Source organism: Dongia sp. (assembly GCF_041918875.1).
In the GTDB taxonomy this organism is placed as follows: Bacteria; Pseudomonadota; Alphaproteobacteria; order Dongiales; family Dongiaceae; genus Dongia.
On record NZ_JAYRUV010000010.1, the window covers coordinates 148,611 to 169,036 of the forward strand.

At 63.2% G+C, this 20,426-nt stretch carries 19 protein-coding genes; 11 read left to right on the plus strand and 8 right to left on the minus strand.

Annotation, left to right across the window (positions count from 1 at the left end; all coding sequences use genetic code 11):
• Positions 1-14: 14 nt before the first annotated feature.
• Entirely contained in the window at positions 15-737 is a 723-nt protein-coding gene (phoB, locus tag ACE3TY_RS12600; protein ID WP_374653474.1) for a phosphate regulon transcriptional regulator PhoB, read from the plus strand.
• A 135-nt stretch (positions 738-872) separates the two neighbouring features.
• On the opposite strand, the gene ACE3TY_RS12605 is transcribed toward phoB, so the two are convergent.
• The 3 genes from ACE3TY_RS12605 to ACE3TY_RS12615 all read right to left on the minus strand — a co-directional run bounded on the left by ACE3TY_RS12605 (position 873) and on the right by ACE3TY_RS12615 (position 5,193).
• The gene (locus tag ACE3TY_RS12605; RefSeq protein WP_374653394.1) at positions 873-3,170 is read right to left on the minus strand and encodes a CHASE2 domain-containing protein; all 2,298 of its coding nucleotides are present in this window, start codon (positions 3,168-3,170) and stop codon (positions 873-875) included.
• A 68-nt stretch (positions 3,171-3,238) separates the two neighbouring features.
• Entirely contained in the window at positions 3,239-4,477 is a 1,239-nt protein-coding gene (locus ACE3TY_RS12610) for a flavin monoamine oxidase family protein (protein WP_374653396.1), read from the minus strand.
• 56 nt (positions 4,478-4,533) lie between these two features.
• Positions 4,534-5,193, minus strand: coding sequence for a cupin domain-containing protein (locus tag ACE3TY_RS12615; RefSeq protein WP_374653398.1), 660 nt, complete (start codon positions 5,191-5,193; stop codon positions 4,534-4,536).
• A gap of 191 nt (positions 5,194-5,384) precedes the next feature.
• Here ACE3TY_RS12615 and ACE3TY_RS12620 point away from each other — a divergent pair, with 191 nt between their 5' ends.
• From ACE3TY_RS12620 to ACE3TY_RS12665, 10 genes are all read left to right on the plus strand, one after another.
• Positions 5,385-6,431, plus strand: coding sequence for a spermidine/putrescine ABC transporter substrate-binding protein (locus ACE3TY_RS12620; protein ID WP_374653400.1), 1,047 nt, complete (start codon positions 5,385-5,387; stop codon positions 6,429-6,431).
• A gap of 25 nt (positions 6,432-6,456) precedes the next feature.
• Complete coding sequence (locus ACE3TY_RS12625; RefSeq protein ID WP_374653402.1) at positions 6,457-7,359, plus strand: ABC transporter permease; 903 nt, start codon at positions 6,457-6,459, stop codon at positions 7,357-7,359.
• Positions 7,356-8,138 carry an ABC transporter permease gene (locus ACE3TY_RS12630; RefSeq protein WP_374653404.1) on the plus strand — a complete coding sequence of 261 codons (783 nt, stop codon included), beginning with the start codon at positions 7,356-7,358 and terminating at the stop codon, positions 8,136-8,138. The genes ACE3TY_RS12625 and ACE3TY_RS12630 overlap by 4 nt, the downstream gene beginning before the upstream one ends.
• The gene (locus ACE3TY_RS12635) at positions 8,135-9,196 is read left to right on the plus strand and encodes an ABC transporter ATP-binding protein (RefSeq protein ID WP_374653406.1); all 1,062 of its coding nucleotides are present in this window, start codon (positions 8,135-8,137) and stop codon (positions 9,194-9,196) included. Before ACE3TY_RS12630 ends, ACE3TY_RS12635 begins: the two co-directional genes overlap by 4 nt.
• A gap of 23 nt (positions 9,197-9,219) precedes the next feature.
• Entirely contained in the window at positions 9,220-10,518 is a 1,299-nt protein-coding gene (locus ACE3TY_RS12640; protein ID WP_374653408.1) for a glycosyltransferase, read from the plus strand.
• The gene (locus tag ACE3TY_RS12645; RefSeq protein WP_374653410.1) at positions 10,515-10,898 is read left to right on the plus strand and encodes a cupin domain-containing protein; all 384 of its coding nucleotides are present in this window, start codon (positions 10,515-10,517) and stop codon (positions 10,896-10,898) included. The genes ACE3TY_RS12640 and ACE3TY_RS12645 overlap by 4 nt, the downstream gene beginning before the upstream one ends.
• Positions 10,899-10,910: 12 nt before the next feature.
• On the plus strand, positions 10,911-11,255 hold the full coding sequence (locus ACE3TY_RS12650; protein WP_374653412.1) for a cupin domain-containing protein: 345 nt from the start codon (positions 10,911-10,913) through the stop codon (positions 11,253-11,255).
• A 122-nt stretch (positions 11,256-11,377) separates the two neighbouring features.
• A complete protein-coding gene (locus tag ACE3TY_RS12655; RefSeq protein WP_374653414.1) occupies positions 11,378-12,904 on the plus strand; it encodes an aldehyde dehydrogenase in 1,527 nt (508 codons plus the stop codon).
• On the plus strand, positions 12,901-14,238 hold the full coding sequence (locus ACE3TY_RS12660; RefSeq protein WP_374653416.1) for an NAD(P)/FAD-dependent oxidoreductase: 1,338 nt from the start codon (positions 12,901-12,903) through the stop codon (positions 14,236-14,238). Before ACE3TY_RS12655 ends, ACE3TY_RS12660 begins: the two co-directional genes overlap by 4 nt.
• 86 nt (positions 14,239-14,324) lie before the next feature.
• Positions 14,325-15,227, plus strand: coding sequence for a hypothetical protein (locus ACE3TY_RS12665; protein WP_374653418.1), 903 nt, complete (start codon positions 14,325-14,327; stop codon positions 15,225-15,227).
• Between the two features lie 129 nt (positions 15,228-15,356).
• Here the strand turns inward: ACE3TY_RS12665 and ACE3TY_RS12670 are convergent, their stop codons facing one another.
• From ACE3TY_RS12670 to radA, 5 genes are all read right to left on the minus strand, one after another.
• On the minus strand, positions 15,357-15,554 hold the full coding sequence (locus ACE3TY_RS12670) for a hypothetical protein (RefSeq protein ID WP_374653420.1): 198 nt from the start codon (positions 15,552-15,554) through the stop codon (positions 15,357-15,359).
• Positions 15,555-15,927: 373 nt separating this feature from the next.
• Positions 15,928-16,653 carry an SDR family NAD(P)-dependent oxidoreductase gene (locus tag ACE3TY_RS12675; protein ID WP_374653422.1) on the minus strand — a complete coding sequence of 242 codons (726 nt, stop codon included), beginning with the start codon at positions 16,651-16,653 and terminating at the stop codon, positions 15,928-15,930.
• A 2-nt stretch (positions 16,654-16,655) separates the two neighbouring features.
• A complete protein-coding gene (gene purF, locus ACE3TY_RS12680) occupies positions 16,656-18,110 on the minus strand; it encodes an amidophosphoribosyltransferase (protein WP_374653476.1) in 1,455 nt (484 codons plus the stop codon).
• A 25-nt stretch (positions 18,111-18,135) separates the two neighbouring features.
• Positions 18,136-18,870, minus strand: coding sequence for a CvpA family protein (locus ACE3TY_RS12685; RefSeq protein ID WP_374653424.1), 735 nt, complete (start codon positions 18,868-18,870; stop codon positions 18,136-18,138).
• A complete protein-coding gene (radA, locus tag ACE3TY_RS12690) occupies positions 18,867-20,327 on the minus strand; it encodes a DNA repair protein RadA (RefSeq protein WP_374653426.1) in 1,461 nt (486 codons plus the stop codon). Before radA ends, ACE3TY_RS12685 begins: the two co-directional genes overlap by 4 nt.
• Positions 20,328-20,426: the final 99 nt, after the last annotated feature.

The window sequence follows — 20,426 nt, forward strand, 5'->3', positions numbered from 1 at the left end:
CGCGTCGGGCCGACATGCCGCGCGGCGACACGGCAACCGATGGCCGCGCCAAGCCCGTCGTGCTGGTGGTCGAGGACGAGCCGGCGCTTCTGACGCTCCTTAAATACAATCTCGAAGCCGAAGGCTACCGCGTCGTCGAGGCCATGAACGGCGAGGAAGCGTTGGTGAAGGCGCGGGAAGAGACACCCGACCTCATCCTCCTCGACTGGATGCTGCCGCTGGTTTCCGGCATCGAAGTGTGCCGGCAGATCCGCCGCACGCCGGATCTGAAATCCGCCGCCATCATCATGCTGACCGCCAAGGGCGAGGAAGCCGACAAGATCCGCGGACTCGAGACCGGCGCCGACGATTACGTGACCAAGCCGTTCAGCCCCAGCGAACTGATGGCCCGCGCCAAGGCGGCCCTGCGCCGCGCCCGGCCGCAATCGGGCGAGGAAAACCTCACCTATGCCGACCTCGAAATGGATCTGGCGACCCATCGTGTGCGGCGCGACAACAAGGATCTGCATCTCGGTCCGACCGAGTTCCGCCTGCTGAAGTTCCTCATGGAAAACCAGGGCCGCGTCTTCTCGCGCGAGCAGCTCCTCGACCATGTCTGGGGCCGCGACATCTATGTGGAACCGCGCACGGTCGACGTGCATATCCGGCGCCTGCGGAAAGCGATCAATGTCGACGGCCTGCCCGATCTCATCCGCACCGTGCGCTCCGCCGGCTACGCACTCGATATCGAGGATTGATCGAGCTTCGGGCCCCACCCAACCCTCCCCCCTGAAGGTGGGAGGGCTTTCTAACTGAGTTCGCCCTCAACTCCTCCCACCTTCAGGGGGGAGTTCGGGAGGGGGGCGCCAAGTGACGGGCGCGTGGCCGCCCTCTCACCCGCCCTTGGTCGTCGCCACATAGACGCCGTCCCAATCTTCGGGCGGGGGCGCCGCCATGTATTCGGCGATGCGCGCCTCATACATATCGTAAAATTTGGCGAGCGATCCCGGCGCCGCCTCGCGGGCGAGGGCCAGCGAAGCCCTGGCCGCCGACCAGGCCTGGCCGCGATAGGCGGCCATCATGGCATCGTGCACGCCTTTCAACGCCTGGAAGCTGTTGCTCTTGGCGACGCTTTCGTCGCCGAGACCCGTATAGATGCGCACCGGCACATTCTTGCCCTTGACGCGCACCTGATCCAGTTCCAGGAGCGCGAAATCAGGGACCGCCAGCGCGGTTTCCTCGCCGATGACCAGATCGACGAAATAAGCCGGCGACAGGCTCTCGAGGCGCGAGGCGGTGTTGACCGTATCGCCCAGGGCCGAATAGCCGAAGCGCTGCTTGGAACCCATATTGCCGACGCAGGCGACGCCGGTATTGAGGCCCATCCCGATCTTGATTTCGATCCGCTTCGTGCCGGCCGCCGCTGCCTCCGCAGCCAAGGTCTCATTTAGACGCACCAGTTCCGTCCGCATTCCGTAGGAAGCCACTATCGCCTTGCGCTCATGCTGTGGAATGTCGAGCGGCGCATTCCAGAAAGCCATGATGCAGTCACCGATATATTTGTCGATTGTGCCGCCATTGGCCTGGATGATGTCGGTCATCGGCGTCAGAAACTGATTGATGACGTGGGTAAGCTGCTGCGGGTCGAGCCCTTCCGACATTTTGGTGAAGCCGCGAATGTCGCAGAACATTACGGTCAATGGCCGATTCTCGCCGCCGAGCTTCAGTTGGTCGCGATTCCTGGACACTTGGTCGACCAGCACTGGCGAGAGATAGAGCGAGAAAGCGCCGCGTACCTGAGCTTTTTCCTGCTCGGTGCGGAAATAGCCGATAAGGGTCGCCGTGACGAAGATAAGAAAAGCTGCGCCGGCCGGGAACAGCGGGTCGAGCAGGAAGCCTTTCTGCAGGAAGAGATAGTAGGACATGCCGAAAGAGCCGACTATGCCGAGCATAGCGATGGCAAAACCAACCACTGCCTTACGAAGCTGGGCCAGAACAGTAAGGATCAAGCCCAGCGCGGCCAATGCGACAAACTCCAGACCGTCGGCCCAATCCGGGCGGTGCAGATAGCTGCCGCTGAAAATCTGCTCAGCGATCTGCGTGTGAATCTCGACGCCTGTCATCGACCCCGTGATGGGTGTCGGCTTATAGTCCTTGAGGCCCTCGACGGAACTGCCGATGAATATAATTCTACCGGCAACGATACTTGCGTCGAAGTTCGACTCCATCAGGTCGGCAAGAGAAAAGTAGCGCTCCTGCTGATGCCCGCTATCATAAAGAAGGACCGCGCCACCCCCTGTGGTCGGGACGATGGCCTGGCCGATTTTGACGAGCGAGATGCCGGTATGCTGACCGAAAGAGATGACGCCGCTGGCGCCTGAGGATTTCACGGCATAGGTCGACTGCCCCTGCGCAAGGCGCAACGCTTCGGCAGCCATCGCGGGATAGAAGGGCGTAGGGTCGGAAGGGTCGGGAAGTCTCAGGAACAGCGGAACCTGCCGGATCGTGCCGTCGGGGTCTGGATCGGTGTTCACCGACCCGATCGCCGCCGCTGCTTCCTCCAGGACCGGTAGCGAAGCGACCCAATACCGCCATTCCGAAATGAATCGACCTGGATCGTCGCCGGCAAAGGCATAGCCTGCTTTGCGCATCGGCAGGACTTGCGGCCGTTGTGGATCAAATCTGAGAGCGGCGAACGGAACGATTGTGGGAACTCGTCCGATTGAGTCCGCAAGATCCTGATCCGGATCCGGCAGCTTGAGCAGCATCTGCTTGGCTGAATCGAAGCTGGAATCGCTGGGGAGACTGCGCGCCACCGCGGCGGGTGCCGTACGGTCCGGCTCGGCATACATGATGTCGAGCGCCACGACAGCGGCGCCCAGTTCGCGCAGGCGATCGACGATGCGCGCCATCTGGGATCGCGACCAAGGCCACTGGCCGAACTTATTTAGGCTCTTTTCATCAACATCGCCGATGCGGATCGGCACGCTTGGGTCGTAGGGTCTGGGAGCCAGCTGCTGGTATCTGTCGAAAACGAAGCTCCGCAACTGCTCGACCTGCGTCGGGTCGTGCCAGCGCAACGTCAATGTCGCCAGCAGCAATGCCAGCGGAATGACGATGCCCTCAATGCGGCCGAATTTGGCGCGGGCGAGCCGGCTGAGGAAGTTCCCGATCCTGGCAAAGAAATTCATGCGCCGCTTTTCCCCCGAATTGGCGGGGCGAACTCTAGCATTGTGGCGCGGAAGCGGGGAAGGGCGGCCTATTTCAAGGCCTTGGCGATGAGCAAGGCGGCGGCGACGCCGCTGTTATAGGCGCCATGCGCGGTCGAAAATCCGTCGGGCGACGTGGCCTCGCCGGCGAAGAAGATCCGGTCATCGACGGGCCGGGCCAGTTCCGCCCGCGCCTCGCCGCCGCCGGAGCAAAGGACCGAATAGGCGCCGAGCGTCCAGGGATCGCCCACCCAATTGGTGGCGCGCGCCGTGGCTATTTCCTTGAGGATGTCGGCGCCGCAGATCCTGGCCAGCAGCGCCTTGCCTTCCGCGATGGCGGCGTCGGCCCCTTGCGCGAAGAGGTCGCGGGCGAAGGGGCCGCTGGCGAACATGGTGGCCATCGGCCGGTCGAAGGGATTGCACAGGAAGCCGGCGGTGGGCGCCCCATCCCAATTGAGCATGGCGAAATGCGGACCCTGGCCGGCGAATACATCGCGCTTCAGCCAGAAGCCGACCTTTTCGGCATGGCCCATGCGGATGCGGCCCAGCGCATCCTGCTTCCAGTCGGGCAGCAGCGGGAAGAACTTGATGCGCTCTGCCTGCAGCACGGCGACGGAGACGGTGACCAGCACGGCGCGGCAGAAGATCATGCCCTTGGCGGTGCCGACCATCAGCTCCTTCTCGTGCCAATCGATCGATTTCACCGGGCAATCGAGATTGACCTCGATATCGGCGCCGTCCGCCGCAATCAGCGCGCCATAGCCGTCCTCGACCGGCCAGTCTTCCTCGGTGAAGCGGAAGCGGGCGGTGTCGTAGGTCGAAACCTCCTCGGGCGGCCAGGCCATATAGCCACTATAGGCGCGGCGGAAGAGCGGCCCCCAGGGATCGGCGGGGTCGATGAAATCGGCGGCCGGAACGTCCTTTCCGGCCGTGCCGGCCGCGGCGATGCGCTCATAGGTGGCGGAAAGACTGTCGCCGAATTCGCCGACCAGCCTCTCATTGAGCCACCAGGTCCCGTCATGGATGCGGTAGGAGAACTGGCCGCGCCGATAGCGGAAGCCCAACCGGTCGGCGATGGCGGTATAGGGGTTGATGCTGGCCGCATGCAGCCATTGGCACCCCAGATCGAATGGGGCGGGAAAACTGGCCGTATCGGTAAACCCGCGTCCGCCGATGCGGTGCGAAGCCTCGACCAGTTCGATATTGAGGCCGGCGGCGATGGCGGCCCTGGCGGCGGCAAGGCCGGCCGCGCCGGCCCCGATGATGACGAGATCGCAGGTCGATTGCATGGGCGGAAGATTAACGAAGGCCGTTGCGCAAGGCCAGAGCGAGCAAGCGCCACCCCTCACCCTACGACGTTGGTCCAGACCACCACGGTCTCGGCCTTGGTCTTGTTGGCGAAGCGGTGCGGGGTCTGGCTCTTGAAGCGGAAGGAATCGCCGGTCTTCAGGTGGAAGGTGCGGTCCTCGATCTCCAGCACCAATTCGCCGGCCATGACATAGCCGCCTTCCTCGCCCTTATGCGTATAGAGCTCGGGGCCGGACGAACCGCCTGGCGCGATGGTGACGAGGTAGATTTCGAGCGAGCCCGAAGCCGACGGGGTAAGCAGTTCCTTCTGCACGCCGGTGGTGTTGAGGCTGAGAACCCGGCGGCCCTTGGCGCGCACGATGCGGCCCAGTTCCTCGACCGGCGGATAGTCGCCCTCGTGGAAGAGCTGCGACATCGGCACGTTGAAGACCTCGGAAAGGCGCCGCAGCGAGCGCATGGTGGGCGAGGTGATGCCGCGCTCGATCTGGCTCAAGGCCCCCACCGAGAGGCCGCAGCGTTCGGCCAGCTGCTCCAGCGACAGGTCGTGCATCTTCCTGAGGCCCCTGAGATGCTGGCCCAGCCACAGATCGGCGATCTTGGCGGCGGGAACGGCATCTTTCTTGGCAGCACCCTTCTTCGCCGGGCGGGAGCCGGCCTTGCGTGCGGTGCTGCGGTGGACCTGGTTGGATCTGGGCATGCCTGCAATTAATCCGGCTGGAAGCGTGGCTGGTTCTCTGAAGTAGTCCGGACTTCAGAACATTTCAGTGAAAATAGTCAACCTATTTTTCATTTTTCTGTTGACGGCCTTGGGGACGAGCCGTGATGCTAGTCGCTCGCGCGGAGATGAGGTGCTGGGAGCGCCGCCCGCGTCAGACAGGGAGGTCAAGAATGATCCGGAGAACATTGGGTTTCGCCATCTGCGCCATCATGACGACGATGAGCGGCGCCGCCTTCGCCGAGGGCAAGATCGTCATCTCCAACTGGGATGGCTACATGCCCAAGGAATTGCTGGAGAACTTCACCAAGGAGACCGGCATCCAGGCGGAAATGACCGTCCATGCCACGAATGAGGAAATCATGGGCAAGGTCGTCGCTTCCGGCGGCAAGGGCTATGACGTGCTGTTCGTCTCCGGCCAGTTCGGCGAAGCGCTGCATAAGCTGGGCCTCGCCGCCGATCTCGACCATGGCAAGATCCCCAATCTCGCCAATCTCTATCCGGAAGCGATGAAGCTCAGCCATGACGAAGGGCTGAAATACTCGGTTCCCTACGCCTGGGGCACGACGGGCCTGTGCTATCGCAGCGATGTCGTCACGACGGCGCCATCGAGCTGGAACGACCTGCTGAAGCCCAGCGACGCGCTGAAGGGCAAGACGACGATGCTGGCGACCGATCGCTGGCTGATGATGCCGGCCCTGCTTTCGCTCGGCTACTCGATCAACACGGTCAAGGAAGACGAGATCGCCAAGGCCAAGGAACTGCTGATCGAGACCAAGAAGACGCTGCTCACCTATGACGACACCACCTTCTACCAGAAGCTGGTTTCCGGCGAAGCCTCGCTGGTCGAAGCCTGGGACGGCTGGTGCAATTACGGCATCGGCGAGAATGCGGCGATCAAATATGTGATCCCCAGCGAAGGCAGCGACATGTGGGTCGATACCATGGTGGTGACCTCGGCCTCCGAGAACAAGGAAGCGGCCGAAGCCTTCATCAACTACGTGCTGAAGCCCGATGTGCACCGCTGGGTGGCGGAGAACATCCTCTACAAGGTGCCCAACAAGGCGGCGATGGATGCGCTCGACCCCAAGCTCGTCGAACAGTTCCCCAATCTCGGCATCTCGCCGGCCGACCTGCTGAAATATGAGCAACTGCGCGATCTCGGCGAAGGTCAGAAGCTCTGGTCCAAGACGGTGACCGAGATTACCAGCGCCAACTGAGTTTTGATTTTGCATGGCGGGGCTCATGCCGGGCCCCGCCATTTTTCTGTTTCAGGACCGTCATGCCAGGGCCATCATGGTTGTTTCCCGCCGCATCGTGCTGACAGGTCCGGGCATTGCCTGGATCGTGGGTTTGCTGGTTGTCCCATGCGCGCTGCTGCTGGCCAACTCGTTCTTCGAGCGCGGCGTCTATGGGGGCATCGACTATGTCTTCACCCTTGAAAACTACACGCGTGCCATCGACCCGCTCTATGCCGAAATCTTCTGGGCCTCGGCACGCGTGGCTCTCGTCACGACACTTGTCTCCCTGGCGCTGGGCTATCCGGCCGCCTATTGCATCGCGCTCATGCCCAAACGGCGGCAGCTTGCCTATCTCATCCTGGTGATGCTGCCGCTGTGGAGCAATTACCTCATCCGCACTTATGCCTGGATGGTGCTCCTCAACGGCGAGGGTCTCATCAACCGCAGCCTGATCGGCCTCGGTGTCATGGATGCGCCGCTGCCTTTGCTCTATAACGATTTCGCCATCATCGTCGGCCTCACCTATGCCTATGTGCCGTTCATGATCCTGGCTTTGTTCAGCTCGATCTCGAAGCTGGCGCCGGAATTGCGCGAAGCCTCGACCGATCTTGGCGCCAGCCCCTTGATGACCTTCTGGCGCGTAACCCTGCCGCTGACCCTGCCCGGCATCGCCGCCGGCAGCGTCTTCGTCTTCGTCCTCTCGGTCGGCAATTTCGTCACACCCGATCTGCTGGGCGGCGGCAAGCGCACGATGCTCGGCAACCTCATCTACGACCAGTTCCTGACCGCGCGCGACTGGCCTTTCGGTTCGGCCATCGCCGCCATCGTCATCGGCATCATGATGCTGCTCCTCACCGTCCAGGCCGTTCTGGTCAACCGGCGCGACCGCGAGGGATCCACGGCATGAACGCGCATCCGTTGAAGAGCTGGCTCGGCGCGCATCTGGGTCTCGTCTACGTCTTTCTCTACGGTCCCATCCTGGTACTGGTGGCCTTGTCCTTCAACAAGGCCGGCATGCCCACGGTCTGGAGCGGCTTCTCGCTGGAGTGGTACGGAAAACTGTTCGAGAACCAGAAGATCATCGCCTCGGTCGGCAACTCGCTCTTCATCGCGGCGGTGGCGACCGTCATCTCGACCGTCATCGGCACGCTTCTGGCGATGGGGCTGGAGGAGCGGCGCCCGCGCATCGCCACCGAAGCGCTCATCGCCGCACCCATGATCATCCCGGACATCGTGATGGCGATTAGCTTGCTCAGCTTCTATTCGCTCATCAAGCTGACCTTGGGCGCGCATTCGGTGATCCTCAGCCATACCGCCTTCATGATCTCCTTCGTCTGCGCCGTCGTCCGGACCCGCTTCAAGCATTTCGACCGCTCCATCATCGAAGCCTCGATCGACCTCGGCGCCAGCGAGATCACGACCTTCCGCCGCGTCACCCTGCCGGTGATCGCTCCCGGCGTGATCGCCGCCGCCTTGCTGGGCTTCACGCTTTCCTTCGACGAATTCATCATCTCCTATTTCACCAGCGGGCCCAGCTCCGCTTCCATCACCTTTCCCATGCAGATTTACGCCATGATCCGCTTCGGCGTGACGCCGGACGTCAATGCGGTGGCCACCATCGTGATGCTCGTCTCCTTCTTTCTCATTTTCCTCTCGCAACGCATCAACCGCGAGGTGGAAGCATGAGCGCATTGCTTGAAGTCATCGGCGTTACCAAGGCTTTCGGCCCGGTCCTGGCCGTCGACAATCTGTCGCTGTCGGTCGGCGGCAACGAGTTCTTCGCGCTGCTGGGACCGTCCGGCTGCGGCAAGACCACGCTATTGCGCATGATCGCCGGCTTCGAGCAGCCGGACCAGGGTCGCATCCTGTTGGACGGTGTCGATATCACCGGCCTCAAGGCGAACAAGCGCCCGATCAACCTGATGTTTCAATCCTATGCGCTGTTCCCGCATATGAGTGTCGCCGCCAATGTCGCCTACGGGCTGGAGATGGAAGGCGTGCGCGGGGCGGAGCTCGCGCGCCGCGTCGACGAGGTGCTGGCGCTGGTGCAATTGTCGGCGCTCGCCAAACGCAAGCCGGCGCAGCTTTCCGGCGGACAGAAGCAGCGCGTGGCGCTGGCGCGCGCTCTGGTGAAGCGGCCCAAGCTGCTGCTGCTCGACGAGCCGCTGGGCGCGCTCGACAAGAAACTGCGCGAGCAGATGCAGATCGAATTGAAGCGCCTGCAGCAGGAAACCGGCATCGCCTTCCTGGTCGTGACTCATGATCAGGAAGAAGCGCTCACCATGGCCGATCGGATAGCTTTGCTGCGCCAGGGCCGTATCGCCCAGCTGGGCGAGCCGCGCGTGCTTTACGAACGCCCCAACAGCCGCTTTGTGGCCGACTTCATCGGCCAGATGAACTTCCTCGATGGCCAGCGCGTCGCGCGGGGCTTCGAGGTGCCGGGGCTCGGTATCTTCCCCGCGGCCAATATCGCCGATATTGGCTTGGGCGGTGCCGGCGCGCTGGCCGTGCGGCCGGAACGGATCGAAGTCACCGACACCGCGGTGAACGGTGCCCTGCCGGCCGAGGTCGATGGTTCAGCCTATCTCGGTCAGGATCTGATCCTGCATCTGCGCCTTCATGGCCAGGCGAAGCCCCTGGTGGCGCGCCTGCCGGCCGCCAATCCGTTGACGGCAAAAGTGATGCGCGGCCAGCGTGTCTGGTGCGGCTGGTCGGATGCCCATAGCTTGATATTGTCGGAATAGAAGACGTTTCCAGGGAGAGTTGCATGAGCAAAGGTAAAACCATCGTCCTCTTTCCGGAGGCCGCTTTCGGGCCGGCGCTGAACTGCGTCGGCATCGCGCAGCGCCTCAAGGCCATGGGCCACAACCCGGTCTTCGTCTGCGACAAGGGCTTCAAGGGCGTCTTCGAGAAATACGGGTTCGAGGAGAACCTGGTCGATATGTCCGGCGGCATGTCGGACGAGGAGATCGCCAAGTTCTGGGCCAACTTCATCGCCGAGAAGCAGCCGCATTTCCGCCTCGCGCCGATCGACCAGCTGCCGACCTATGTCATCCCCGTCTGGGAGGCGATCGTCGATTCCGCCATCATCGCCGAGGCGGGCCTGAACGCGCATCTCAAGCGCATCAAGCCGGACCTGGTGGCGGTCGACAATGTCATCCTGTTCCCGGCGATCAAGAAGGCCGGCTGCCCCTGGGTGCGCATCATCTCCTGCTCGGAAAACGAAATTCCAGATCCCGATATCCCGCCGCATCTCTCGGGCTGCCATGAGAATGACAAGGTGGGTTTCAAGGCCTTCGACGACCGCTTCCTCGACCTGGTGAAGCCCACCCATGCGCGCTTCAACGAGTTCATGGTGAAGGAGGGGGAGAAGCCCTATCCGCTGGGCCAGTTCTTCGAAGCCTCGCCCACCATGAACCTGCTGCTCTACCCCAAGCCCCTGGCTTTCAAGCGCCGCATGCCCCTGGACCCGAAACAGTTCCAGTATCTCGAAGGCTGCGTGCGCGACGAAGGCACCTATACGGTGCCGCAATTCAGTGTGCACAACGACAAGCCGCTGATCTATGTGTCCTATGGTTCGCTCGGTGCGGCGGACGTCGATCTCTACAAGAACCTCATCGCGGCCTTCGCCAAGCTGCCCTACCGCTTCCTGATGAATGTCGGCGACTATATCGGCGAATATCGGGACGTGCCGGGCAACGTGCATCTGGAAAGCTGGTATCCGCAGCCGGCCGTCATTCCGCATGTCGATCTCTTCATCCATCATGGCGGCAATAACAGCTTCAACGAGGCGCTCTATTTCGGGAAGCCCGCCATCATCATGCCGTTCTGCTGGGACGGGCTCGACAATGCCGCGCGCATCCACGACACGGGCTATGGCGAGCAGCTGCCGCGCTATACCTGGACTGAAGGCGAGCTTGCCGCCACCATCGCGCGCCTCCTTGCCGACAAGGCCATGAAGCAGCGCTTGAACGCGGTGGCCAAGCATATGCAAGGCGCCAAGGGCACCGAAAAGGCCGCCAATATCCTCGCTGAAATCGCGATGACGGGGACTTATCGGCCGTGAGCAGCAAGTCGAAGCTCGATTCGTCGGCGCCGCATATCTACGACGCCACCCATTTCGACGATCTCGCCGATTGGGGCGAACAGCCGGACTGCCTGGAAGGCCCGTCGAAATCCTCCGGCCGGCTGCTCTTCAAGCGGCCCGATCCCAGCGTCGGCGGTAATTCGCCGGAAACCGGCCTCTGGGTGGTGACGCCCGGCAAATGGCCGCTTTCCATCCCGCGTGACGAGTTCTGCCACTTCATTGCCGGCCGCGCCACCTATGTGAAGGATGATGGCGAGGTGATCGAGGTGCGTCCCGGGACCTGCGTTCATTTCACCGCCGGCTGGACCGGCATCTGCACGGTCCACGAGACCCTGCGCAATGTCTACATGCTGCGATAGGAGCACCTGATTTTGACCACACCCGTCATCTACAACCCGAAATCCGTGACCGAGGTGAAGGATTGGGGCCCGATCCCGACCATGATCGAGGGCCAGTCCATGACCTCTGGCGTGCTGCTGCACAAGGGCCCGAATGGCGAGAACGAAACCGGCATCTGGATCTGCACGCCCGGTTTCTGGAATTGCCATGTCACGCGCGACGAATTCTGCCACTTCATGCTGGGGCGCTGCACCTACACGCATGAAAGCGGCGAAGTGATCGAAATCTATCCCGACACGATCGCCTTCTTCCCCAAGGATTGGAAAGGCACCTGCCGCGTCCACGAAACCGTGCGCAAGGTCTATATGATTCGATAAAAACGCCCAATTTTGTCATCCCCCGCGAAGGCGGGGGATCCACGAGTTCCTTTCATCCGCCGCCAACAAACTCGTGGATGGCCCGCCTTCACGGGGCATGACAATTTAGTCAGAGAACGAACATGCCCGCATTCAACCCAACCCTCGGCCAAATCTTCCTCGGCAACGACTATGTCGCCGCTGCCGGCGCGGCGTTGACCGAGGTGAAGAACCCTGCCGATCTCTCCACCGTCGGCCAGATGGCGCAATGCGGGCAGGCGACGCTCGATGCCGTGCTGACCCAAGCCAAGGCCGCGCAAGCCGATTGGGCTGGGCTCGACGGCAAGAGCCGCGCGGCGGCTCTCCACCGCCTCGCCGACGCGATGGAACAGGCGACGGCGGGTCCCGCCGCCGAACTGATGACGCGCGAGATGGGCAAGCCCTTCACCGAATCCGTGGGCGAACTCCTCAACGTCGCCCCGATCTTCCGCTATTTCGCGGAAATGGCGCGCGAGGATGGCGGTTTCGTGGCGGCGCCGACCTCGCCGGGGTCGCTGCAATATGCGCGCTGGTATCCTTACGGAATCACCGCGCATATCGTGCCCTACAACTTCCCGATCATCCTGATGGCCTTCACCGTGGCGGCATCGCTGGCGGCCGGCAATGCGGTGGTGATCAAGCCGGCGCCGGCCACCTCGCTCTCGACCCTGGCCTTCATGGAACATTTCAAGGCGCTGCCCGAGGGCCTCGTCGCCTGTGTCACCGGCGGCGTCGACACCGCCAAGGCGCTCATCAATGACGCGCGCATCGCCGCCATCGCCTTCACCGGCTCGGTCGAGGCGGGGCGCGACGTGGCCGCCGCCTGCGGCAAGCTGCTGAAGCCCTGCGTCATCGAAGCCGGCGGGTCCGATCCGATGATCGTCATGGACAGCACTGATCCGGAGGTGGCCGCCGCCGCCGCCGTCACCGGCGCCTTCCATCTCTCCGGCCAGATCTGCACCTCGACCGAGCGCATCTTCGTGCATGAGAAAGTGCACGATGCCTTCGTCTCGGCCATGGTGGCACGCGCCAAGGCCTTGCGCATCGGCCCGGGCCTCGGCAATGTCGAAATCGGCCCGCTGGTCTCGGAAACGGCACGCGCCAAGGTGATGCGCCTGGTCGATCAGGCGGTGGCGCAGGGCGCCAGGATCGCCTGCGGCGGCCGCGTGCCGCCGGGCTTCAATACCGGCTGGTTCTACGAACCCACCATCCTCACCGATGTGACGCCCGGGATGGATTTGATGCAGGCCGAGATGTTCGGACCCGTGGCACCCATCGTCCGCGTGCGCGATTTCGACGAGGCGATCGCGCTCGCCAATGCCTCGCGCTTTGGCCTGGGCGCCGCCATCTTCACGGCCAGGCTCGACGAGGCGATGGCGGCCATCGACCGGCTCGAGGCCGGCATGGTCTGGGTCAACAATGTGCTGGGCGACAATGACGCGCTGCCCTTCGGCGGCTGGAAGCTTTCCGGCCTCGGGCGTTCCTTGAGCCGGCTCGGCCTCAATGCCTTCCGGCAGTCCAAGATGGTCATGCTGGATCCCAAGGCGCAATTGCAATCCTGGTGGTATCCTTATTCAAAGGATTTCTACGCCGAACGCGGCGGCCGCTGGGCAGATGGGAAAACATCATGAAGCATCTCTATCATCCAAGCGCTCTCGATCCCGCCAACCCGGTCAAGAGCTGGTGGCGTGACTCGAAGACCGATTTCCCGGCTTTCCCCCAGCTGGAGGGCGATATCGAGACGGAAGTCGCCATCATCGGCGGCGGCTATACCGGCCTCTCCGCCGCCTATCACCTGCAGCGCGACCATGGCGCCAGCGCCGTGGTGCTGGAACGCTCCTATGTCGGCTGGGGCGCCTCGGGCCGCAATGGCGGCTTCTGCTGCATGGGCTCGTCGAAGATGCCCTGGAGCAAGATGATCGATAAATTCGGCCTGGAGGAGACGCGGACATTCTGGCGTTCCCAGAAAGCATCGGTCGAGCTGGTGGCCGATATCGTCGCGCGCGAAAATCTCGATATCGACAAGACCGGCACCGGCGAGATTTCGTTGGCGCACAAATCGGGCCTGGTCGAGGCCCTCAAGGAAGATGCCGATTTCATGGCCAAGACCTTCGGCGCCAACGAAATCTTCGTGAGCAAGGAGGAACTGGTCGAACGCGGTTTCAGCTCGCCGGAGCTTCATGCCGGCGTCGCCAATCCGGTGGGTTTCGGCCTCAATCCCTGGAAATATGTGAACGGCCTGGCAGCCGCGGCGGCGAAGGCGGGCGCGAAGATCTACGCCAACAGCGAAGTGATCAACTGGACGCGCGAGGGCGGAAAGCATGTCCTCGTCACACCGCGTGGCCGCGTCCGCGCCGACAAGGTGCTGATCGCGACGGCGGCCTACACGTCCGAGGATCTGCACCAGGATTTCGGCGGGCGCATCCTGCCGGCGCTCTCGTCGATCGTGGTGACACGGCCGATGAGCCAGAACGAATTGGGTGCCCAGGGCTGGACCAATACCACGCCTGTCTACGACATCCGCTATCTGCTGCATTATTTCCGCCTGCTGCCCGACGGCCGCTTCATGTTCGGCGGGCGCGGCGGCCTCTCGGCCGAACCGGGTGCCCTCGACCGGCAGCTGGCCAATATCGAAGCCTGTTTCCGCGCCTATTACCCGGCCTGGCGCCATGTCGAGATCACGCATCGCTGGGCGGGTCTCCTGTGTCTGGCTTTCGATCTGGTCCCGCATGTCGGCGCCTGGGAGGAACAGCCGGGCACCTATTTCGCGCTGTGCTATCACGGCAACGGTGTCGCCATGGGCACCTGGTCGGGCCGTGCCGCGGCGCGCGCCATGATGGGTGGGCCGGAGGAGCGGCCGGGCTTCATCCGCCGTCCGCCGCCCAGATTCCCGCTGCCCTTCCTGCGCCCGTTCTATTTGCGCGGCGCCTATATCGGCTATGGCATCAAGGACGCGATGAAGTAGGGCTGAACCGCCCGCCTTGCCGCTGCGACGAAGGCGTGAGAGTCTTTGTCCCGCTTTCGGGGATACCAATCCAGGCAAGGTGCTTCATGCGCAAAATGCTTCTGGCGGCGGCCCTTCTGCTGCCGCAACTCGCTCATGCCGATCCGCTGGTTGAGGAGACCGGCCCCTCCACCATCGCCATCGCGCCGGCGGACGGGAATTACCGCGTCGTCAATGACAGCCGCCGCTACCAGACCAATATCCTGCCCTCCGTCGCCGCCAGGAACGCGCTGCTCTATCAGCTCCTGGAAATCGAACAGCATCAGGTTTCGCTCGAGGGGCCGCAGACCGAGCAGAATTTCGAAGAGGCGACGGCCAGTGTCACCGTCTATCCCTTGAGCGATGCGGGCAAGGGCGCGGCCGCCTTCGCGGTCGAGGGCAAGGCCGATGCCGTCCACGCCCAGAACTCGTTCCTGACGCTCACGCGCCATGGCTGCTGCGTCGAAATGCCGACCCATGCGGTCTATTCGCTGGAAACGGGCAGGTATCTCTTCAACGCCACCGGCGAAGGGCAGTCCGGCCAATGGGCGACGATGGGCGCCAGGGGCGGCTTCGCTTTCGAGCGCATCTTCGCCTATCACGCCAAGGTCACGGCAGCGGATGGCGACCTCTTCGGCGATACGCCCAATGGCGCCGTCATCATCGCCTATGCCAAGGAAAACGAGCCGTTGCAGCGCCTCATGCTGATCGCGCCCGAGGATGTGATGGGCCGCGACGCGCCGCTGGAATGGATGCCCAAGCTCGATCTGGTGAACAAGGACAATCCCAAGGGCACCGACCGCATCTTCATCGACCTTTTTGGGAAGCCAGAACAAATCTTCACCGACACCACGCTGCGCCTCACGCTGGACGAAGGGACGATGATCGAAATCCCGCTGGTGGCCGACCGGCTCGACATCGAGTCAGCCAGGCTGCCCGAGGGCTACAGCCTCAAGGAAATGAAGCTCTAGCGCGTTTCGCGTTCTTCTCTACGTCATCCCCGGGCTTGACCCGGGGATCAGGTTCGACTGGGTGCCGACTTTCAGTGGTGGGCTGATGCCCGGGTCAAGCCCGGGCATGACGGTGCGGTATCGCCAATCCTACCGGTCATTCGCCGGGCGCGGCATCAGGCAGGTGGCGCGCACCGCCTTATAGCCGCTGCGGATCTGGCGCAGCGGCTTGAAATACCATCCGCGCACGCCGATCAGCACCGGCTTCACGAACACGTCTTCACGCTTGGCGGCAACATTCATCGAGTCGCTCTCGGTCTTTGGATGTGCGTCATTGGCGGCGATCATTGCCGGATCTTTCTGGCAACAAAATGACGATGCCGTGACGCTTTCGGGAGGAGCCTGCTGGGAAAGGGGTCGCCGGCGGGCAGTGGGGGGCGGTGAGCCCGCCGGCGGGGTGCAGGGGGTGGGACATTTCGGTCCAATCCAGTGACACCCAAGTCATATTCAATCGCAAACTCAGGGAAACTCCCGGCGGGATCCGTAGGGAGCGGATGACGCCGCCGACGCTTTATATATTGGGATGTCGCGCGCGGATTTGCAGTGATCCGGGTCACATGGCCGCGTCCAGCCCCGAAAAGGGCTCAAAATGCTGATTCGGCGACGGAATTCGCGCCAACGAAGGCCGAGGGAGCGGAGGGAACCGAAAAAAAGATCCCGATTATTGGGCCTTCACCACCTCGCCATTGCCGGTAAAGGCGGCACTGGCCAGGGCAATGAAGGGCTCCATGATCTCGTCGGGTATCTTGAGGCTCTGCGGATCTTCCCCCGGATAGGCCTTGGCGCGCATGCGGGTGCGGGTGCGGCCCGGATCGATCAGGTTGGCGCGAACCCTGGTCTGCTGGATTTCTTGGGCATAAATCCCCACCATCATCTCCAGCGCCGCCTTGGAAATCGCATAGGTGCCCCAATAGGCCCGGGGACCGCGCGCGGCACCGGAGGTGAGGAAGATGGCGCGGCCCGCCTCGGACTGGCGCAGCAAGGGGTCCATGACCCTGAGCAGCCGCCAATTGGCCGTGAGGTTGAGGTCGATGACCTCCTGGAACTCCTTGGGCGAAATATGCCCGAGCGGCGACAATGTCCCCAGCACGCCGGCATTGCCGACCAGCACGTCGAGACACCCATAGCGCTCGTAAAGTGCCGCGCCCAGCCGGTCGATATTGTCGAATTCCTTGAGGTCGAAGGGAACGAGCAGGCTCGCTTTGCCGCTGATGGCGCGGATCTGGTCGTCGAGTTCCTCAAGCCCACCCACGGTGCGGGCGGTGAGGATCAGCTCGGCGCCTTCCCTGGCATAGGCGCGGGCGATGGCCGCACCTATGCCGCGCGAGGCACCGGTGACGAGGGCGATGCGCCCGGACAGCCTGCCGGGCTTCGAGCTGTCGACCACGATCAGGCGCTCTTTTCCGCCAGCAGCGACAGCTGCGCGATGGTCTCGTTGCTCTGGTCGGTGAGCTCGGTCGGGTAATCGCCGGTGAAGCAGGCGTCGCAATATTGCGGCGATTTGGCATCGCGGCCCTGATGACCCATGGCGCGATAAAGTCCATCGAGCGAAATGAAGGCAAGGCTGTCGGCGCCGATGAAATCGGCCATTTCCTGCACGTTCATGCGTGCCGCCAGCAGCTTGCTGCGCTCGGGCGTGTCGATGCCGTAGAAGCAGGAATAGGAGGTGGGCGGGCTCGATATACGCATATGGACTTGCGTGGCGCCCGCCTGGCGCATCATCTCGACGATCTTCTTCGATGTGGTGCCGCGCACGATGGAATCGTCGACCAGGATGATGCGCTTCCCCTGCACCTTGGCGCGGTTGGCATTGTGCTTCAGCTTCACGCCAAGATGCCGGATCTGGTCCGTGGGTTCGATGAAGGTGCGGCCGACATAATGATTGCGGATGATGCCGTATTCGAACGGGATGCCGGATCCTTCGGCATAGCCCAAGGCCGCCGGCACGCCGGAATCGGGGACCGGGATGACGACATCGGCTTCGACGCCGGCTTCCTTGGCCAGTTCCGCGCCGATGCGCTTCCTGGCGTCATAGACGCTGACCCCTTCCATCACCGAATCGGGACGGGCGAAATAGATGTATTCGAACACGCAGAAGCGATGCTTGGTCGGCGAAAAGGGGCGCATCGACGTGACGCCGTTCCTGTCGAGGATGACCATCTCGCCTGCATCGATGTCGCGGATATAGTCGGCGCCGACGATGTCGAGCGCGCATGTTTCCGATGCCACGATATGCCCGTCGCCGAGCTTGCCCAGCACCATCGGCCGCACGCCTAAGGGATCGCGCACGCCGATCACCATGTCCTTGGCGATGGCGACGATGGAATAGGCGCCCTCGACCTGATGGAGGGCATTGATCAGCCGGTCGACCACATTGCCCCGGAGATGCGTCGCCATCAGATGCGGAATGACTTCGGTGTCGCTTGATGCCTGGAAGATCGATCCACGCTTCACCAGTTCGCGCCGGATGGCGCTCGCATTGGTGAGATTGCCGTTATGGGCGATGGCAATTCCGCCGAAGGCAAGCTCGGCGAAGAAAGGCTGCACGTTCCTGAGCGCCGTTTCGCCGGTCGTCGAATAGCGCACATGGCCGATGGCGGCGCGGCCCTTCAGGGGGCCGACCACGCTTTCGGCCGAAAAATTGTCGGCGACATGGCCCATGGCACGGTGCGAATGGAAGTCGTCGCCATCGTGCGAGACGATGCCGGCCGCTTCCTGGCCGCGATGCTGCAGGGCGTGAAGGCCGAGGACAGTGCGTGTGGCGGCTTCTTCGACACCAAATATGCCGATAATGCCGCACTCCTCCTTCAAATGGTCGTCATCGAAGGGGTGGGTCGTGAGCATCGGCATTTACCTTTTTCCGGCCGGGTTATTCGGAACCCTGGATCAGTCGGTTTAGGTCGTTGCGTTCGGCGTCCTTATACCCCGATCCGGCGTCTTGTCCACCGGGTTCTTGGGGTGCAGCACCCGTGTTTGTGCTGCTTTGCCCTGCGCCGGCTGCATCGGTGCCATTCGTCGTCGCGCCACCTGTCACGCCGGGCGAGATCGTCTGCAGGGCGTTGCCCAGTGCCTGGCCTTGCTCGACCGCGTCCAGGCTGCGGTTGATCGCATCCTCGCCGGTCTTCAGGATATCGTCCGGCAGCAGCTTGAGGAGGAACGCGGCGCCGCGCTCCACAACCGGCAGGAAACGCGCCTGGTTGACCATATCTGGGCGCTCGGTCGGATTCGGCAAGGCCCAGACCATCAGAATATAGGCGGCACAGATGACGACCGATCCGCGCGCCAGGCCGAAGACCAGGCCCAGCGACCGGTCCAGCGCGCCCAGGCCATTGCCGCGCACCTGGGCGGAGATCCAATGATTGAGCATGCCGCACAGCACCAGCGTCACCACGAAGATGCCGATCCCCGCGCTGATGTCGGCCAGCAGCTCGTTCGGAATATATTGCCGCACCATGATGCGCACGGGGCTGAACAGCGCCACAGTGGCGATGACGGCGCCGATCCAGCCCAGGATCGACAGCAGCTCCTTGATGAACCCGCGCGAGAAAGCCAGCAGGGTGGACAGGCCGATGACACCCAGGACGATGAGATCGAGGAAGTTCAACGGATCTTGTCTCCCGCATGCTGGGCCCTGCTGGCACTCACGGTTGCGGCCAGCGCATTGGAACGCACTTCATTATATAGCCAATCGATCATTTCTTGCAGATGCCCGATTTCGACGAGTTCGATGCCGGTCACCTTGAGCGGCTTGCCGCCGGCCTGGCTCAATCGCTTGGGGCAAAGGGCGCGCTTGAAGCCGAGCTTGGCCGCTTCCTTGAGGCGCGTTTCCGCCTGCGCCACCATGCGCACCTCGCCCGAAAGCCCGATCTCGCCGAAGGCGATGAGGTCGGAAGGCGCCGGCCGGTCGGAGAGCGAGGAGACGAGGGCGAGGGCCACCGAAAGATCGGCCGCCGGCTCCGAGATCCGAAGGCCCCCGGCGATGTTGAGATAGACCTCGCTCCCCGCCAGGCCCAGCCCGCAGCGCGTCTCGAGGACGGCCAGCGTCATGGCCAGGCGCGCGCTGTCCCAGCCCACCACGGCGCGGCGCGGTGTGGCGAGCGGCGAGGGCGAGACCAGGGCCTGCACCTCGACCAGGACGGGGCGCGTGCCCTCGATGCCGGCAAAGACCGCAACGCCCGAGATATTGCCGTGCCGCTCGGCGAGGAACAAAGCGGAGGGATTGGGCACTTCGGCAAGGCCCCGGTCCGACATCTCGAAGACGCCGATCTCATTGGCCGGGCCGAAGCGGTTCTTGACCGAACGCAGGATGCGGAAATGATGCCCGCGCTCGCCTTCGAAATAGAGCACCGTGTCGACCATATGCTCGAGAACCCGGGGGCCAGCAATCTGCCCTTCCTTGGTGACATGGCCGACCAGCAGCAGGGTGAAGCCGCGCGATTTGGCGAGGCGAATGAGTTCGGCCGAGCAGGTCCTGACCTGCGCCACCGTGCCCGGCGCCGAATCGAGGCTGTCGAGATAGAGCGTCTGGATGGAATCGATGACGACGATCTCCGGGCAATCCGGCCGGTCGAGACTCGCCATGATGTCGCGCAAGCTCGTGGCGGCGGCAAGCTCGGTGCTGACCTCCCCGGCCTTGCGGTTTTCCCCTACCCCCAGGCGCTTGGCGCGCAGCTGCACCTGCTCGATCGCCTCTTCGCCGGAGATATAGGCGACGCGGGCACCTTTGAGCATCGTCGCCACCTGCAGCATCAGTGTCGATTTGCCGATACCCGGATCGCCGCCGATGAGCACGGCGGAACCCCGCACCAGCCCACCGCCGGTGACGCGGTCGAATTCCGCGAGGCCCGTCGGGCGGCGAATGGTCTGCGGCACATCGCCGTCGAGCCGCACGAACGTAACGCCCTTGCCGCGCTTGCCCGAAAGACCCTTGGGTACGTCACCGCCGCTCGTTGGCTCCTCGACGATCGAATTCCACGCCCCGCACGCCTCGCATTTCCCCGCCCATTTCGGGAAGGCCGAGCCGCAGGACTGGCAGACATAATTGCGAACGGGCTTAGCCACGGGGCAAGGGCCCCCTCACCCCGACCCTCTCCCGCGAGGGGAGAGGGGGATTCCCGCGAGTTTGCGGAGAGAGCGAGTCTCTTTGCGGCTTGAAGATTA